General features: G+C 44.8%; 17 protein-coding genes. 12 read left to right on the top strand and 5 right to left on the bottom strand.

Features of this window, described 5'->3' with window-relative positions; all coding sequences use genetic code 11:
* Window positions 1-72 precede the first annotated feature (72 nt).
* The gene (gene rsmF / locus ACUALS_RS06935) at window positions 73-1,497 is read left to right on the top strand and encodes a 16S rRNA (cytosine(1407)-C(5))-methyltransferase RsmF (protein WP_454449190.1); all 1,425 of its coding nucleotides are present in this window, start codon (window positions 73-75) and stop codon (window positions 1,495-1,497) included.
* Between the two features lie 191 nt (window positions 1,498-1,688).
* Here the strand turns inward: rsmF and ACUALS_RS06930 are convergent, their stop codons facing one another.
* Complete coding sequence (locus ACUALS_RS06930; RefSeq protein WP_454449189.1) at window positions 1,689-2,522, bottom strand: CvfB family protein; 834 nt, start codon at window positions 2,520-2,522, stop codon at window positions 1,689-1,691.
* Window positions 2,523-2,611: 89 nt separating this feature from the next.
* Here ACUALS_RS06930 and ACUALS_RS06925 point away from each other — a divergent pair, with 89 nt between their 5' ends.
* On the top strand, window positions 2,612-3,997 hold the full coding sequence (locus ACUALS_RS06925) for a hypothetical protein (protein WP_038141444.1): 1,386 nt from the start codon (window positions 2,612-2,614) through the stop codon (window positions 3,995-3,997).
* Here the strand turns inward: ACUALS_RS06925 and ACUALS_RS06920 are convergent.
* Together ACUALS_RS06920 and ACUALS_RS06915 are read right to left on the bottom strand one after the other, a co-directional pair.
* The gene (locus ACUALS_RS06920) at window positions 3,966-4,445 is read right to left on the bottom strand and encodes a PaaI family thioesterase (protein ID WP_038186821.1); all 480 of its coding nucleotides are present in this window, start codon (window positions 4,443-4,445) and stop codon (window positions 3,966-3,968) included. The two genes, ACUALS_RS06925 and ACUALS_RS06920, sit on opposite strands and share 32 nt — an antisense overlap.
* Before the next feature lie 111 nt (window positions 4,446-4,556).
* Entirely contained in the window at window positions 4,557-5,444 is an 888-nt protein-coding gene (locus tag ACUALS_RS06915) for a putative PEP-binding protein (protein ID WP_454449188.1), read from the bottom strand.
* 211 nt (window positions 5,445-5,655) lie between these two features.
* Between ACUALS_RS06915 and ACUALS_RS06910 the strand changes: the two genes are divergently transcribed.
* Window positions 5,656-6,705: a 3-deoxy-7-phosphoheptulonate synthase gene (locus ACUALS_RS06910; RefSeq protein ID WP_454449187.1), complete on the top strand. Its 1,050-nt coding sequence runs from the start codon at window positions 5,656-5,658 to the stop codon at window positions 6,703-6,705.
* A gap of 23 nt (window positions 6,706-6,728) precedes the next feature.
* Window positions 6,729-7,214, top strand: coding sequence for a YajQ family cyclic di-GMP-binding protein (locus ACUALS_RS06905; protein WP_005475578.1), 486 nt, complete (start codon window positions 6,729-6,731; stop codon window positions 7,212-7,214).
* 48 nt (window positions 7,215-7,262) lie between these two features.
* Here the strand turns inward: ACUALS_RS06905 and ACUALS_RS06900 are convergent, their stop codons facing one another.
* The gene (locus tag ACUALS_RS06900; protein ID WP_454449186.1) at window positions 7,263-8,201 is read right to left on the bottom strand and encodes a siroheme synthase; all 939 of its coding nucleotides are present in this window, start codon (window positions 8,199-8,201) and stop codon (window positions 7,263-7,265) included.
* 458 nt (window positions 8,202-8,659) lie between these two features.
* Here ACUALS_RS06900 and ACUALS_RS06895 point away from each other — a divergent pair, with 458 nt between their 5' ends.
* The 6 genes from ACUALS_RS06895 to ACUALS_RS06870 all read left to right on the top strand — a co-directional run bounded on the left by ACUALS_RS06895 (window position 8,660) and on the right by ACUALS_RS06870 (window position 14,155).
* Window positions 8,660-9,688: an amino acid ABC transporter substrate-binding protein gene (locus ACUALS_RS06895; protein ID WP_005475574.1), complete on the top strand. Its 1,029-nt coding sequence runs from the start codon at window positions 8,660-8,662 to the stop codon at window positions 9,686-9,688.
* 72 nt (window positions 9,689-9,760) lie between these two features.
* Window positions 9,761-10,966: an amino acid ABC transporter permease gene (locus ACUALS_RS06890; protein WP_454449185.1), complete on the top strand. Its 1,206-nt coding sequence runs from the start codon at window positions 9,761-9,763 to the stop codon at window positions 10,964-10,966.
* Between the two features lies 1 nt (window position 10,967).
* Window positions 10,968-12,065 (top strand): amino acid ABC transporter permease, encoded by a 1,098-nt coding sequence (locus ACUALS_RS06885; protein WP_005475562.1) that lies wholly within the window; start codon window positions 10,968-10,970, stop codon window positions 12,063-12,065.
* A 22-nt stretch (window positions 12,066-12,087) separates the two neighbouring features.
* Entirely contained in the window at window positions 12,088-12,837 is a 750-nt protein-coding gene (locus tag ACUALS_RS06880) for an amino acid ABC transporter ATP-binding protein (protein WP_005475576.1), read from the top strand.
* 198 nt (window positions 12,838-13,035) lie between these two features.
* A complete protein-coding gene (locus ACUALS_RS06875; RefSeq protein WP_038141430.1) occupies window positions 13,036-13,698 on the top strand; it encodes a Bax inhibitor-1/YccA family protein in 663 nt (220 codons plus the stop codon).
* Between the two features lie 127 nt (window positions 13,699-13,825).
* Window positions 13,826-14,155 (top strand): TusE/DsrC/DsvC family sulfur relay protein, encoded by a 330-nt coding sequence (locus ACUALS_RS06870; protein ID WP_038141429.1) that lies wholly within the window; start codon window positions 13,826-13,828, stop codon window positions 14,153-14,155.
* On the opposite strand, the gene yccX is transcribed toward ACUALS_RS06870, so the two are convergent.
* Window positions 14,150-14,422, bottom strand: coding sequence for an acylphosphatase (gene yccX / locus ACUALS_RS06865; protein ID WP_454449184.1), 273 nt, complete (start codon window positions 14,420-14,422; stop codon window positions 14,150-14,152). The two genes, ACUALS_RS06870 and yccX, sit on opposite strands and share 6 nt — an antisense overlap.
* 95 nt (window positions 14,423-14,517) lie before the next feature.
* On the opposite strand from yccX, the gene ACUALS_RS06860 reads away from it, so the two are divergent.
* Window positions 14,518-15,921, top strand: coding sequence for a methyl-accepting chemotaxis protein (locus ACUALS_RS06860; RefSeq protein ID WP_322413906.1), 1,404 nt, complete (start codon window positions 14,518-14,520; stop codon window positions 15,919-15,921).
* A gap of 97 nt (window positions 15,922-16,018) precedes the next feature.
* On the top strand, window positions 16,019-17,212 hold the full coding sequence (locus ACUALS_RS06855) for a class I SAM-dependent methyltransferase (RefSeq protein ID WP_454449183.1): 1,194 nt from the start codon (window positions 16,019-16,021) through the stop codon (window positions 17,210-17,212).
* The last annotated feature ends 73 nt before the right edge of the window (window positions 17,213-17,285 follow it).

Here is a 17,285-nt window from a genome sequence, read left to right as displayed (position 1 = left end):
GCAGCCAACCGCTGCGTTTTTTGTTTTGATTGGTTATAATCCCTGCCCCTTTACCTCCTCAGAGATAGAACATTGCACTCTAACGTTTATCTGCCCCAAGAATTCCTTGATGAAATGGCGGCCATCATTCCAACATCATCAACTTTGGATGAGTTTGTTGCCGCTTGCCAACGCCCCCTTCGCAAGAGCATTCGTGTCAACACATTGAAAACAACGGTTGCCGACTTTCTCACTCACGCGGACGAAAAAGGCTGGCAACTGTACCCTGTGCCATGGTGTGACGAAGGGTTCTGGATTGAAGCAGATGAGAGTGTAGTTCCACTGGGCAATACTGCTGAACACATGTCCGGGCTTTTTTACATACAAGAAGCGAGCTCAATGATGCCTGTTTCTGCGCTGTTTAAATCAGACAGTGATGTGTATGACACGGTTCTCGACATGGCTGCCGCTCCTGGTTCTAAAACAACGCAAATAGCCGCAAAAATGGCCAATGAGGGTGTATTAGTAGCCAACGAATATTCGTCTAGCCGCGTAAAAGTACTTCATGCCAACATTGAACGTTGTGGAGTACGAAATACCGCATTAAGCAACTATGATGGCAGAGTGTTCGGGGGGTGGTTGCCAGAACAATTTGAAGCGGTGTTGATCGATGCCCCTTGCTCCGGTGAAGGCACCGTTCGTAAAGACGCAGATGCGATGAAGAACTGGAGTAAAGCCTCGGTTATTGACATCTCTAACACTCAGAAAGATCTTATCGAAAGCGCATTTCACGCCCTCAAAGTCGGTGGCCATCTTGTCTACTCAACCTGTACCTTGAGCGTTGAAGAAAACCAGCAAGTGTGTCATCACTTAAAGGAGACTTTTGGTGAAGCGGTAGAATTCGACAGCCTTGAAGATCTATTTCCAAATGCGGACAAATCACTAACGCCTGAAGGCTTTTTACATATATTCCCCCAAACCTATGATTGTGAGGGATTTTTTGTGGCACGGCTGCGCAAAGTAAGCTCGGTCGAAGCGCCAAACGTTAAAAAACGTCTCGGCAAATTTCCTTTCGAGAAAGCATCAGCCAAGGTCCAACAAGATATTGAGAAGCAACTGGCCCAAACGCTTGATGTTCAGTTACCTAGCAACAGTTCTGTCTGGCTACGTGATAACGATGTATGGCTTTTTCCTAACACGCTTGAAGCCATGCTCGGTGAGTTTAAGTTCTCACGTATGGGGATCAAAATTGCTGAAGCCCACAAGAAAGGCTATCGCTGGCAACATCAGGTCGCGACAGCACTGGCAACGGGAAACGAGCGTCAATGTGTAGTACTTAGTGTTGAAGAGGCTCGTGAATGGTATATGGGACGCGATGTAAGACCAGAAGGTCAATCAGGTAAAGGGGAAGTATTCGTCAAGCTAGGTAACGATGTGATTGGACTAGGGAAATGGGTTGGAAACAGAGTTAAAAATGGCCTGCCTCGAGAATTGGTTAGAGACAAAAACTTATTTTAGTGTCTAAACCAATAGTATGAAATTCTAGCTAAGCCTCGCGAACTGACTACGATGCACTACACTAAAAGATAAGAATTGTTATGTATTACACTCATTAGCGCAGGCTCTGTAGGAGCCATTCCCCTAGGCCCAAAGCAGGATAAGCTTTGGGCCATTTTTTGTCGATTGGGTTATTGCTCAATCGACAAACGTTAAGCGAGTCGAATGCCTTCTTTCTCGATAACGATTTTACCTTGTTTGTACAAACCACCGATCGACTTTTTAAATGTCCCTTTGCTGGTACGGAAAGCCGAGAAGATCGCTTCAGGTGAAGATTTATCATTCAGTGGCAAAAATCCGCCTTTCTTCTCGAGCAACTCAATAATCTTCTCGCTCAAATCGTCCATCTTAGCGACACCAACCTTTTGCAGGGAAAGATCGATCTTGCCATCTTCACGAACTGACTTAATGTAGCCTTTCAACTTTTTACCGATAAACAGCTTTCCAAATACGTCAGATTTAAAAATCATTCCCCAGTGTTGGCCTTCCACAATCGCTTTGTAGCCCAAGTCACTACGCTCAGCGATAATAAGATCAACCTGTTGATTTCGTTTATAGTTGGCGGGCGTTTTATCGAGCAGTTTGTTGAACTTCGTGGTTCCAACAATACGTCCAGACGCTTTGTCGGTGTAGACATAAACAAGAACGTTTTGACCCGCACTGAAACGCGTGCGCTGTTCGCTAAATGGAATCAGCAGATCTTTCTCTTTAATGCCCCAACTCGCGAATGCACCTGTGCTATTGACACCTTCAATGGTCATCAATCCCCACTCACCAACTTGAGCAATAGGTGTTTCAGTTGTTGCGACTAACTGGCTGTCAGAATCAAAGTACAAAAAAGCATCAACGAAATCGCCAACCTTGAGTCCTTCTGGGACATAGCGATTTGGAAGTAAGGTCGTGCCGTAATCTCCGGCATCAAGAAATACCCCAAAATCTGCCTTCTTTACTACTTCTAAGTGGTTAATCTGACCAACTTTAATCATTTCAACTGTCTCTTGTTAAATTTACGGTGATTATAGCGAATCTCTGATATGCTTTCGCCAGTTATTGTTACTTTTTTTAGGAGCTTTCCTTGATCACCGTTGATAAGCAGGACGGCATCACCTTAAAAGTCTCTCATGCGATGGCGTCTACCAAGAAATCGACTCTCGATCTCTACTTTTTTGTTCCAGGTGAACTCGGTCTATCCTCAGATGTACTTAAAGAAAGCGAGTTTTACTACGAGTCTTTGATTCAAAAGCGCGCCTATTACAGTGACAAAACCCTTCTTCCACTCGTGCACAGCCGCTTAGCAAAACGAGGCCGACTCTCTTCTACCCAGTATCGCGTAAGTTTGAGTTTGTTTGCCTACCAATATGTTATTGCATTAGACAAAGCGGTAAACCAACTCAATAAAAACAATACCGACAGTGTCACCACAGACGAAGTAGATGAAGTCATTGACCTCGCGCTAGATATCCTAAAGAAGCTACGTAGAGGCGCACCATACGAAGAGAATTTAAAACGCTACTACGCGAATATAGACAACTATCTCTCTTGGTACACAGGCCAACGTTTGATGTCGCTGGTGGCACACATGCCTCGTGAGGGTGACTACAAAGCCGTGAAAGAGAGTTTACTCGCCATTGTCGAAAAAGAAGCGGCGCATCGTAAGCTGAACAATTACAACTCGAAAAATGTACGTGACGACGTAACACGTTTGAGTAACAAGATGCGCTTGCTGCGCCGATTGATCGAGCACCCCGTGGTATTGCAAGAGAAAACCCAATCCCTTGGCAGCAATATGCAGCGAATGGTCAAAGGCGGCGCGACTGGTTTTGTGATGGTGTTTGTAACAATTGCAGCGATCTTAGCCAGAGATTACTGGGGAGAGATCACCGTCTCTTTCATCGTATTGATGTCCTTTGTTTACGCATTACGTGAGATTTTTAAAGACGACTTGAGAGACGTGCTTTGGCGCTGGCTTCGCAAAGGGCGACCAAAGTGGCGCAAGCTCTACTTAGACCCAACCACTAAGAAAGCCGTCGGTCAGAAACTAGAGTGGCTCGACTACAAAAACTTAGAGAAACTTCCCGACCGAATTAAGAACATTCGTAAAAAGAGAGTCGTACAAAGAGAAGAAACCATCCTCCACTATCGCGCGGGGGTTGAAATGTCGACCTCTAAGTTTATGAGTGGTTATGAAGAGACCCGGGAATCACTGCTCATAAGCATGAGACCCCTAATGCGGCTCATGGATAAAGGTTCAAACAAGGTGTATGTGCTGAACAATAATCAAGTCAGCAAGGAGTCAGTGGAAAAACGCCACCTAGTCAATTTGATCGCCAAAGAAGACAATCACGATGGCGAGCCGAAGTATTATCGCTGGAAGATTGTCCTCAATCGAAGCAAAATTGTTGCCGTTGAACAGATCGAGGTGGAAGCGGCTATCCACCCTTTTTCTTCAGTGAAAGAGTAAGAAGAAATTCCGCCATGGGTTCATCTCCGTGCAGAGATGGGCATATGGCGGTTATCTTGACCGCCTGGTTTACGCGCTCGCCAGTCTTAAAGGTTTCATCGAGCATGTCGTCAATCAATTTGCCATCGTGACACACAAAATGAACGTCAGCTTCCGGTCTTTTGAGAAACTTCCCTTCGACTTCCTTAAACGCCAAAGAAACACGCTCCCCTCGCTCCTGCGCTTTACTCATCGCCATGAAACCGCCCGCCACATCAGCGCCCACCGCGAGTACACCGAAATACATGCTGTTTAGGTGATTTTTTGTTCGTCGTTTCAGGGGGATTTTGATTTCAACGCTTTGATCATCCAACCTTAGGATCTTCGGTCTACACAACCATATAAACGGTACTTTGAAAAATCCAAACCAATTGAGGTACATATTGGCTTTTGCGATTGAAGTGATCATGAACTGGTCCGATTAGTTACAATAGTCGCTTTAGTTCATAACGAACAAAGCTCAATGTCAACATTTTGTTAACATTGAGCTTTGCAAAAGGTGATGTTGCTACGCTGCTAGTTACAGCGTCACTACACAATCAATCGAGCCTCGCTCCAAAATATACTCTTGTATTTTGGGATATTGAGTAAGGTTAGACGAAGTGAGTAAGACCGGCTTATTGCTCGTTGTTGCCGATTTAACCACAATATCGAGAAGTTGCACCACGGCTTCGCTTTGTGGGTCAAATAGATACTCTAACGCCTCACTGATCCTATCAACGCCTAAGGTAAACTGGGCCAAGTTCTCTAGATTGATCACCACACCGTCGAAATAAGGAAGAAGTCGCTCGCAAAGGAGCGCAGCAGAAGGCACGTCCACGGTGTAGATAACTTTAAGCCCATTTAGCCCTCGAGGTAATCCCTGCTCCGCAAGGAGATCAATAACTTTTGCAGCGTCAGACAGAGCGCGAACAAAGGGAACAATGATATCGACTTGAATACCCTCTTCCCTCAACTGTTTGATCGCTTGGCACTCTAACGCAAACGTTGAACTGAACTGGTCAGATGCATAACGAGAGACTCCTCGCAAACCTAGCGCAGGGTTTACCTCTTCGATTTCAGCACTGCCTCCAAGTAGTGAACTGAACGCATAACTATCAGCACTGCTCAGGCTCACTCTAATGGACTCATGTTCAGGTTTGATCGCCGCTTTGACACTGGTGACCAAGGTGTCTACAAAGTGTTGCTCCAATGACTGCCCCGCTAAGATTGCCTCTATCGAACTCTTTTCAACTTCGGAGAGGTTCTCTGTATTTTCTTTAAATTCAGGGTGATAAAAGACGTTCCCTAGAATGAGATCTGAAAATGACACATACAAATGGGTTCCATCACCACTGTCATCTGCGCTTGGAAGTGCACTACCCAAAGTTAGTGCCGGATGTAAACCGATAAAAGTCTCTACACTCATTACTGCTCCGTGCAATTTATTGTTGTTTCGTTACTTCGAACATACCCACAAGCGCAGGCTTAAACAAGGGCGAAATACATTTTTAGTTCTTGAAAGTGAATAATTTTTCATTTTTACACAAATTGAATATGAAGATTATCGATAAGTGGTTTATTCCTAGCAGCGTTTCCGTTATCTTTACCGCTTCGCAATAAAAAGAACAGGCTATGGTATGCCACTCAAAACCGATGAATTAAGAACCCAACCACTGGGTCCAATGCCAACTCCGGCAGAACTTGGGAGCGCACACCCTATTACTGATGATGTTGCAGAACGCATTGCCAACTCTCGTCGTCAAATCGAACAAATTCTTACAGGCCTAGATGATCGACTGCTTGTCATTGTTGGCCCTTGCTCTGTTCACGATACAGATGCCGCGCTGGATTACGCTCAGCGCCTTGCTCAAACTCAAGAGCAATATAAAGACGAGTTGTTTATCGTCATGCGTACTTACTTTGAAAAGCCGCGTACTGTCGTTGGCTGGAAAGGCCTTATCACAGATCCAAATCTAGACGGTTCTTATGCTCTGGAAGCGGGCTTGAACAAAGCGCGCAAACTGCTACTCGACATCAACAAACTTGGGTTGGCGACAGCGACTGAGTTCCTAGATATGATTACCGGCCAGTACATTGCTGATCTCATCACTTGGGGGGCAATTGGTGCCCGTACAACGGAATCTCAAATTCACCGCGAGATGGCCTCTGCACTCTCTTGTCCAGTAGGTTTTAAGAACGGTACCAATGGCAACATTAAGATTGCTATTGATGCTATCCGCGCCTCTCAAGCGTCACATTACTTTTACTCTCCAGACAAAAATGGACGTATGACGGTTTATCGCACAAGTGGTAACCCATTTGGCCACGTGATCCTTCGCGGTGGTGATAAAGGGCCAAACTACGATGTCGAGTCCGTCAACGCGGCTTGTGAGCAACTTGCTGAGTTTGGCTTGCCACAACGTTTGGTTGTTGACTTCAGCCACGCGAACTGTCAAAAGCAGCACCGCAAGCAACTCGATGTTGCAAAAGAGCTGTGTGCTCAAATAAAGTCAGGTAAAAACCAGATTGCAGGTATTATGGCAGAAAGCTTTATTGTTGAAGGTAACCAGTCAATGGCAGACATCAACAATCTCACCTACGGCCAATCTATTACGGACCCATGCCTAGGCTGGGATGATACTGAACAAATGCTTGCCCTACTTGCTGACGCTGTAAAATCGCGCTAACTGAATCTGAGGAGTAATGAACAATGCCATCTTTTGATATTGTATCTGAAATCGATACTGTAGAACTGCGTAACGCTGTTGATAATGCATCTCGAGAGCTATCAACTCGATTCGATTTTCGTGGTGTCTCAGCCTCTTTTGAGCTTCAAAAAGACGAGTCAGTGCGAATGAATGCGGAAGGCGACTTCCAACTTAAACAGATGCGCGACATCCTACGCGGTAATCTGGCAAAACGCGGTGTCGATGCAAACGCAATGGACGCAAAACCAGAGGAAGCAACGGGTAAAAACTGGCATCAAATCATTGTCTTTAAGCAAGGTATTGAAACCGTGATGGCGAAGAAGATCGTCAAGCTGATTAAAGATAAGAAGATGAAAGTCCAAGCCTCTATTCAGGGTGAAAAAGTTCGAGTGACTGGTAAAAAACGTGACGACCTCCAAGCGGTTATCGCTGTGATTCGTGAGGCAGAGCTGGGTCAACCTTTCCAGTATGAAAACTTCCGAGACTAGTCTCTGAATGTGACCAATGTGAAAAACCCGCTTTACGCGGGTTTTCTTTTATCTCGTTGTCGCTAAAGCTAAATGTAAATCACGCTGCTTTAATAGATTGTGTTGGTTACTATTTGGAGAAACAAACACCACGATTCGCAAACTCTCTTCTCTCGCCGCCACCAAACGCTCAGCAAGTTCCGTATGGCTGTGGTATGTTTCGCGCTCCGCATCACGACGCACTAGGTCAACAAATGTGTACGGACAGTCTTGAGGATAGAGAACCAATTCAGCTTCTTGCATGTAGCGTAACGCCTTCATTGGCAGCAACTCGACATCCTCGCCAAAGTCTATCCAAGTAACGCTCCCTACATCATCAACTTCATTCGCCAGCAAGCCCTGATAAGCACTCTCCAGCTCACCGCTTGAGGTTGCTGAATCCACTTGTGGCAGCGCGAAAAAACGTTCCCAAAACTTGCGCCTTAAATCGACACTCGGCATCACCTTTTTGATGTCACTTCGTTTGGAGGCGCCAAAGTCTGCAAGTAAAGACAAGTTCTGCGGCAGCGCAGCTTCGAGCTTTTCTCGGATATTACGAACCAAAACGGGAGAGGCTCCACCACTTGAAATGGCTAACTGGATACGCCCCCGATTGATCATAGAAGGAGTGATAAAATCGCAGTAAGGTTGATCGTCAACCACATTAACCAAGATTCCCAATGACTTCGCATGGTGATGGACTTGATGGTTTAATTCAGGGTTATCTGTTGTTGCCCAAACTTGAATGTATTTTTCGTCCATCAAATCTTGGGAATAGAAATTCTGTACCCAAATACACTCCCCGTCTTCTACGAGTTTTTGCAAGAAGGGGTCGATCTGAGGAGAGACAATCGTAACGATAGCGCCAGCGCGAACCAGACTATCGACTTTTCGGCTTGCCACTTCTCCACCACCCACAACAAGTACTGGCTTACCTTTTAAATCGAGAAACAGAGGAAAATACTGCATTTCATTCCTTGAATAATTCAACTAACTATTTGACTGATACTACCAAAATTGGGGCACACAACGAAACTACAGTTTGATTTTGGATAATTTATCACCAAATTTTCCACTATTTATAGAATTAAATCTTAGGCTACTTTTCAATCACATCACGTTAAATCTAAGTAAACATGACACTTTAGTCAGTAAGGCCTATTGCACTAAATTTGTGAACTCTTGCACTATTTACATTCACGTAACATTTCGTCATTCTAGTGACTGAACGGGTTTGTGATTTCAATCAAAAATCTTTTTAAATTATACATTTGAGAAAACACAAATCCTTTCCTACGCTTATAAACAGTTGATTTTTAAAAAGCACTATGATTGCGAAATCAACTCATAATAGAGATACACAACATATTTCATTCGTTGTATCAGGCAACACCTGATTTAACATGGATCATACAGGAAGGATACAAATGGCAAATAAACTAACACTTCTTGCTTCAGTTGTAGCGGCATCTACTGCTTTCATGGCTACAAGCGCATCGGCAGCTGATAGCACGCTTGATAAAGTAACGAAACAAGGTTTTATTACTTGTGGTGTAAGTACTGGTCTGCCAGGTTTCTCTAACCCGAACTCAAAGGGGGAATGGGAAGGCATTGACGTTGAGTATTGTCAGGCACTTGCCGCAGCAGTACTGGGCGACAAATCAAAAGTGAAATACGTACCACTCACCGCAAAAGAGCGTTTTACGGCGCTTCAATCAGGCGAAATTGATGTTCTATCGCGTAACACAACGTGGACACTTCACCGCGACACCGCGCTTGGCTTGAACTTTGTAGGCGTTAACTACTACGACGGTCAGGGTTTCATGGTCAAAAAAGATCTTGGCCTTAAGAGTGCGAAGGAGCTAGACGGTGCTTCAGTATGTGTTCAATCTGGTACAACGACAGAGCTTAACCTAGCTGACTACTTCCGTAACAGCGGTATGTCTTACAAACCTGTGGTATTTGATACCGCCGCTCAAACATCGAAAGGTTTCGATGCTGGTCGTTGTGACGTGCTAACCACAGACCAATCAGGTCTATATGCGCTTCGTCTAAATCTTCAAGATCCAGCGTCTGCACAGGTACTTCCTGAAATCATTTCTAAAGAGCCGCTTGGCCCAGTAGTTCGTCAAGGCGACGACCAATGGTTCAACATTGCTAAATGGACGCTAAATGCAATGATTAACGCAGAAGAGTACGGAATTTCGTCGAAAAATGCCGACGAAATGCTGAAGTCTAAAGATCCAAACGTGAAGCGCATCCTTGGTGTGGATGGTCCTAAAGGTAAAGGTCTTGGAATCCGTGACGATTGGGGCTACCAAGTTATCAAGCAAGTCGGTAACTACGGCGAAAGCTTCGAGCGCACGGTTGGTACAGGCTCTCCTCTTCAAATCTCTCGTGGTGTAAACGCACTATGGAATGCGGGTGGCTTTATGTACGCTCCGCCAATCCGTTAAGCAACACATAACAACAAAATGGGCGGTTTAGGCCGCCCTTTTTACAAAATATGGATTTGAGGTTATAGCTGTATGAAACCTACTAATACTGTTGCATCTAAAGCGGATAACGGACCGTCTTCAGGTGCTAGCCTTATTTACAATCCCACCTTTCGCTCAGTCGTGTTCCAGATTATCGCGATACTCGCACTGTTCTTTTTCTTTTATACAATTGTCAATAATGCACTGTCTAACTTAGAGGCTCGCGGCATCGCCACGGGTTTTGGTTTCCTTGATCAAGAAGCTGGCTTTGGGATTGGCCTAACATTGATTGAATACGACGAAACCTATTCTTACGGACGCACATTTCTCATCGGCCTACTTAACACCGCTCTAGTATCATTTCTGGGTATTATCCTAGCGACTGTCGTGGGTTTTGTTATGGGTGTTGCTCGGCTTTCAAACAACTGGCTTGTCAGCCGACTAGCCGCTGTTTATATCGAGATTTTCCGTAACGTACCGCTGCTGCTACAAATTTTCTTTTGGTATTTCGCAGTACTACAGGCATTGCCATCGGCACGCCAAAGTTTAAGTCTTGGAGAAGCCATTTTCCTCAATGTTCGCGGTCTTTACTTTCCAGCCCCCATTTTTGAAGCGGGATCAGGAGTGGTGATTGCAAGTTTGGTTATTGGGGTTCTGGCATCGATATTTGTCGGTATCTGGGCGAGAAACAAACAACGTATAACGGGTCAACAAACCCCGATGGGGCGCATTATTTTTGGCCTTGTTGTGGTCTTACCAACGATTGTCTACTTTGTGATGGGCTCACCGATCTCGGCAGAGTATCCTGAACTCAAGGGGTTCAACTTCCGTGGCGGCATTAGCATCATTCCTGAACTCGCTGCGTTATTGCTTGCCCTGAGTATTTACACGGCGTCTTTCATTGCGGAAATCGTCCGTTCGGGTATCAACGCGGTTAGCCATGGTCAAACCGAAGCAGCCATGTCTCTTGGTCTACCAAAGTCCAGAACGCTTAAGTTGGTGATTATCCCTCAAGCATTAAGGATTATCATTCCGCCTCTGACAAGCCAATATTTAAACCTAACGAAGAACTCTTCGCTGGCGATGGCGATTGGTTACCCTGACCTAGTCTCGGTTTTCGCTGGGACAACGTTGAACCAAACGGGTCAGGCGATTGAAATCATCGCGATGACAATGGCGGTTTACCTCACGTTGAGTCTGTTGACATCAGCGCTGATGAACATCTACAACCGTAAAGTTGCCTTGGTGGAGAGATAATATGAAAGAGCATCAGTTTTTGCCCGATCTGCCACCACCGTCCAATACAGTGGGTGTCGTCGGTTGGCTACGTAAAAACCTATTTAATGGCCCTGTTAACTCAGTCGTTACCGTCATTCTTGCTTATCTTGCAGCCGTGCTGCTTTGGAATATCGTTGACTGGGCATTCCTAAAAGCAGATTGGGTTGGTACTACCCGCGACGCTTGCTCAAGAGATGGCGCTTGCTGGGTATTTATCAGCGTGAGATGGGAGCAGTTTATGTACGGCTTCTATCCGCAAGAAGAGCTGTGGCGTCCACGCTTGTTTTATATTACGTTAGCAATCTTTACTGTATTGCTTGCGTATGAGAAAACGCCGAAGCGTATGTGGATTTGGCTGTTCTTTGTCAACGTTTATCCTTTCATTATTGCCGCATTGCTTTACGGTGGTGTCTTTGGCCTTGAAGTTGTCGAAACTCACAAATGGGGTGGCTTGCTAGTTACTCTGATCATTGCGTTGGTGGGTATCGTTGTGTCATTGCCAATCGGTGTCGCTTTAGCCTTGGGTCGACGGTCCGAAATGCCAATTATCCGAAGCATCTGTACCGTCTACATTGAGGTATGGCGTGGCGTTCCACTCATTACTGTTCTGTTTATGGCGTCGGTAATGCTGCCTCTTTTCCTTTCAGAAGGCTCAGAGACAGACAAACTCATTCGCGCTCTGATTGGTGTAGTCATGTTCAGTGCTGCCTACATGGCGGAAGTGGTCCGCGGTGGCTTACAAGCCATTCCAAAAGGACAGTATGAAGCTGCCGATGCGCTGGGGTTAAGCTATTGGAAGAAGATGGGGCTCATCATTTTGCCGCAAGCGTTGAAAATCACCATCCCTTCTATAGTAAACACCTTTATCGGCTTGTTTAAAGATACCAGTCTGGTACTCATCATCGGTATGTTTGACGTTCTCGGTATTGGACAGGCAGCGAACACTGACCCTGAGTGGTTAGGCTTTGCAACAGAAAGTTATGTATTTGTCGCGTTAGTGTTCTGGGTATTTTGTTTCGGCATGTCGAGATACTCGATATGGTTAGAAAACAAACTTCATACCGGTCACAAACGATAATCAAAAAGCTCAAGGACGTATTATGACGCAGCAACAAGATTACATGATCCAAATTAAGGATATGAACAAATGGTACGGTGAGTTTCACGTACTAAAGAACATCAACCTGGATGTAAAAAAGGGTGAGAAAATCGTAATTTGTGGCCCATCGGGTTCTGGTAAGTCAACCATGATCCGTTGTATTAACCGCCTCGAAGAACACCAGAAGGGTCAGATCATTGTCTCTGGTAATGAGCTAACGGAAGACCTAAAAAACATCGAAGCCGTTCGTCGAGAAGTCGGGATGTGTTTCCAACACTTCAACCTCTTCCCTCACCTAACTGTGCTAGAAAACTGCACATTGGCGCCAATTTGGGTCAAGAAGATGCCCAAAGAGGAAGCAGAAAAAGTGGCGATGAAGTACTTGGAGCGAGTGAAGATCCCAGACCAAGCGGATAAGTTTCCTGGTCAATTATCAGGCGGTCAGCAGCAACGTGTGGCTATTGCACGCTCTCTTTGTATGAGTCCTCAAGTGATGCTGTTTGATGAACCAACGTCAGCCCTTGACCCAGAAATGGTTCGTGAAGTGCTGGATGTAATGGTAGAACTTGCAGAAGAAGGGATGACCATGCTTTGTGTAACCCATGAAATGGGATTTGCCAAAGAGGTTGCGGACCGAGTCATCTTTATGGATGCAGGTGAAATCATTGAAGAAAACAACCCAGTTGAATTCTTTGAAAATCCTCAATCTGAGAGAACTCAAAACTTCTTGTCGCAGATTTTGAGCCATTAATCACATCGCGATACTATCCAAAGAGGCGGCTACGGTCGCCTCTTTCATTTGTGTTATATTGTGTTACATCTTCAAAAATACTTAACACTCTAATTCTATTATTATTTTAGATACTACTTATTCAATGAGGGCTTGATCTTTTCATCGTGCAGCCCCATAAATGTAAGTGATAAACAGAAAAACCTAATGAGGAAGACCATGAACAGCCCTATGTTTTCTCGCACATCTACACAAGAAAGTGCACTGCAAACAAACAAAGTACTGCGTAACACATACGCGCTACTTTCTATGACTTTACTTTGGTCAGCTATCGTTGCTGGTGTCGCTATGGTGATGAACCTTCCTCACCCTGGCCTTATCATCACTCTAGTTGGCTTCTACGGACTCCTTTTCCTAACTGAGAAAAACCGCAACAACGGAATGGGTCTAGTATTTACCTTCGCACTGACTGGCTTTATGGGTTACACACTTGGCCCTATCCTAAACGCTTATGTTGGCGCGGGAATGGGTGATTTGATCGTAACAGCGCTTGGTGGTACTGCACTGTCATTCCTTGCTGCGTCAGCTTATGCACTTACAACTAAGCGTGACCTATCAATGATGGGTGGCTTAATGCTGTCACTATTTGTTGTACTTGTTGTAGGTATGATTGCAAGCATCTTCATCCAATCAACAATCCTGCACCTAGCACTAAGCAGCTTGTTTATTGTGTTCTCGACCATGGCTATCTTGATGACTACTCAAGGTATTATTCGTGGCGGTGAAACCAACTACATCTCAGCGACCGTGACGCTATACGTATCAATCTACAACATCTTCATCAGCCTACTTCAAATTCTAGGTATTATGAACGACGACTAATTGAACATATCTCGTTAAACAAAGCCCGAAAGAGACTCTCTTTAGGGCTTTTTGTTATTTGTCTATTGTGAAACAGCCTACGGGTAAGTACCCTACTCTCCATACGTTGATTTTAGGGTTATTAGAGATGTTCGAATACAACGGCAAGCAGATTGAAACCGATGCTCAAGGTTACTTACTAGACTACACTCAGTGGGAAGAAGGCATGATAGAGCTTCTCGCCCAACAAGAAGGTATCGAGCTAACTGACGCGCACCTTGAAGTGATTCACTTTGTTCGTGATTTCTATGTAGAGTTTAATACCTCACCAGCCGTCCGCATGTTGGTGAAAGCGATGGAAAAAGCCCACGGTCCAGAAAAAGGCAACAGCAAGTATTTGTTTAAGCTTTTTAAGCAAGGACCTGCGAAGCAAGCGACTAAACTGGCGGGACTGCCTAAGCCAGCAAAATGCCTATAGAATCTTAAAACCGTTAAACGGTTTGTATGCGATTGGCTCTGAAACAACCTTATCAACTCGTGACGTTTTAGGGCCATGTTGAAGCCACTTTGCCATTCGCGCAATATTCCCTTCTTCCCCACACACTACGACTTCGACATCCCCATTGTTAAGATTCATCGCATAGCCGCTAAGACTGAGCTTCACTCCTTGGTGTGACGTGTGATAACGGAATCCAACCCCTTGAACTAGACCTGACACTGTGAACTTCTCGCATTTTTGGACCATATTTAATACCTCAATACATCGTGCAGTGATATATTTGTAAATGTGTTTTTTATAACCCTCTATGGAACAGACAGGGTTTTCACGGAATTATTATTATGAAAGAAATACCTTTTCGCTGGATTGACAAATATCTCATTCATCTAAAAATTCAAGAGAAGTTCTATCTACTCTTCGCTCTCCCAGTCATCGCACTCTTAGTCCTCACCTTTGTACTGGATAATGCTGCAGACAACATGTTGAGTCACCTTTACAAAGATGAGTTGGTGCTTATGCGCGATCTCATTGAATCAGGGAACCTTAATCGCTCCCAAGTGGCAAGTTTAATAGCGGGTTCAGAAACCATCGCAATAGGCTCTGGTCTTGGTTCAATATCCGTCAACAATGGTGAATTCAGTTTAGTTGCGATTCATAACCAAAACCTATGGACTGCGCTTTCTACTACTCATATTACCATTATTGCGGTCACACTTTTCCTTATCGCAATGGGTGTTTATTACATCATGACCTTTATTGGCGGTGCGATGTTCACAATGAACAAGGCACTCACGACCTTATCTAGTGGTGACCTCACCAGTCGTATGAACTTTTTCAAAGTGCGAGATGAGTTTAGTGAAATTGCCATCACAATCGATAAGGTCGCAGAACGTGAGCAAAACATGGTTCTCTCCATTCAAGAATCTATTGCGCTTATGCAACAAATTAGTTCTGACCTCAATCTATCAAATCGTCAAAGCGCGGATATTTCTGGCTCTCAACAAGAACACCTGAACTCACTTGCGAGTGCCACAGAGCAAATGGCATCTACCATTCGCGAAGTCGCGAATCTTGCACACGACTCAAGTGCACAGACAGAAGATGCGCGTTCTGTTGCCCATCAAGGACAACAAAAAGTTGAGCATACCTTATCTTCTATTTCGCAGTTATCGAGTGAAATTCAATCCGCTTCCGAAGCAGTGGCAGAACTTGACGCAAACGCCGCTCAAATCGATGAAGTGGTCACGACAATTAACGGCATCTCAGAACAAACCAATCTACTTGCTTTGAACGCCGCCATTGAAGCCGCGCGTGCGGGCGAGCAAGGTCGCGGCTTTGCAGTTGTTGCCGATGAAGTTCGAGCGTTGGCAGGTCGAACTCAACAGGCAACGGTTGAGATCCAATCCATGATTGAAGCGCTACAACGCAATAGTCAGTCACTCACCAAATTAATGGAAACAACCGTTATTAATGCTAGCGAAGGCCAAAGCCGAATGTCTGAAGTCGACTCTGAAATCGCCTCATTAGCCGACAAAAACCAATCCATCTCAGACAGCAGCATTCAAATTGCGACTGCTGCAGAAGAGCAAGGCGTCGTTGCTGATAACATTGCGGCGAGTGTCGAAGAGATTCGGGTTCAATCAAATCAAGTGTGCGAAATGATTAACGCAACCAACAACAACATTGAACAACTGCGCAGACAAAGTGACACCATGGAGTCACTACTTACAGGGTTAAAAGCCTAGACGAAGAGCCGCCAAATTGGCGGCTCTTTTATTTGATTTTCCAAAGCACTTCCCAGACAATACCCCTCCTTTCAAATTAAACCTATTGAGCAAACTCATGACTCCATCTATCTATCTCGTAAAAGGCCGTGATAAATCCCTTCGCCGTAAACACCCTTGGGTGTTTTCGCGTGGTATAAGCAAAGTTGAAGGTAAGCCTGAGCTTGGCGAAACAGTGGATGTGTTTGCTCACGACGGCAAATGGCTGGCAAAAGCAGCATACTCGCCTAACTCTCAAATCCGCGCTCGGGTTTGGTCATTTGAAAAAGAAACCATCGACAAATCGTTCTTCGTCAAGCGTATTAAAGACGCTCATTTACTCAGAGCCGATATTATCGACCGCGACGGTCTAACAGGCTATCGCTTAATCGCTGCTGAGTCTGACGGTTTACCGGGCATTACTATCGATAAATACCAAGATTATTTGGTCTGCCAACTGCTAAGTGCTGGCGCTGAATACAATAAGCAGACACTAGTTGAAGCTCTACTCGACGTGTTTCCTGAATGTAGCGTATATGAGCGTTCGGATGTTGCAGTGCGTAAAAAAGAAGGCTTAGAAGAAGTTACAGGCGTTTTACACGGTGAAGAGCCGCCAAAATCTGTTGTTATTGAAGAAAATGGCGTGAAAATCAGTGTTGATATCATTGGCGGCCACAAAACAGGCTTCTACCTTGATCAACGTGATAGCCGCCAGCAAACGATGAAGTACGTCAAAGATAAAGAGGTCCTTAATTGCTTCTCGTACACTGGAGGATTCGGGTTGTATTCTCTAAAAGGTGGCGCGAAACGTGTTATCAACGCAGATGTATCTCAACCGGCACTTGATACTGCAAAGTACAATGCTGAGTTAAATAACTTTGATATTTCCAAAAAACGTGCGGTCTTCCTAAACGCCGATGTATTCAAGTTATTACGTGAATATCGAGACCAAGGTACCAAGTTTGACGTTGTGATCATGGACCCGCCTAAATTCGTTTCGAGTAAGAATAACTTAACTTCAGGCGCTAATGGCTACAAAGACATCAACATGTTGGCGATGCAAATACTGAAACCTGGAGGCACGTTACTCACTTATTCATGCTCAGGGCTAATGAGCTCTGACCTTTTCCAAAAGATTATCGCAGACGCAGCGGTAGACTCAGGACGCCAGGTAAAATTCGTAGAACGTTTTGAACAAGCGGCTGACCACCCTACAGACTCAGCCTACCCAGAAGGCTTCTATCTCAAAGGCTTTGCTTGTAAAGTTTTATAATTATTGTTCTTCGTCTATGTAATCCGACAGTTACAACAAGATAAACAAATCGAAAAAAGCCTCGCTAATATAG

The sequence above is a fragment of the Vibrio sp. NH-7 genome, from assembly GCF_053643215.1.
The sequence above is the reverse complement of the archived record's forward strand: the minus strand, read 5'-3'. Positions and strand labels throughout refer to the sequence as shown.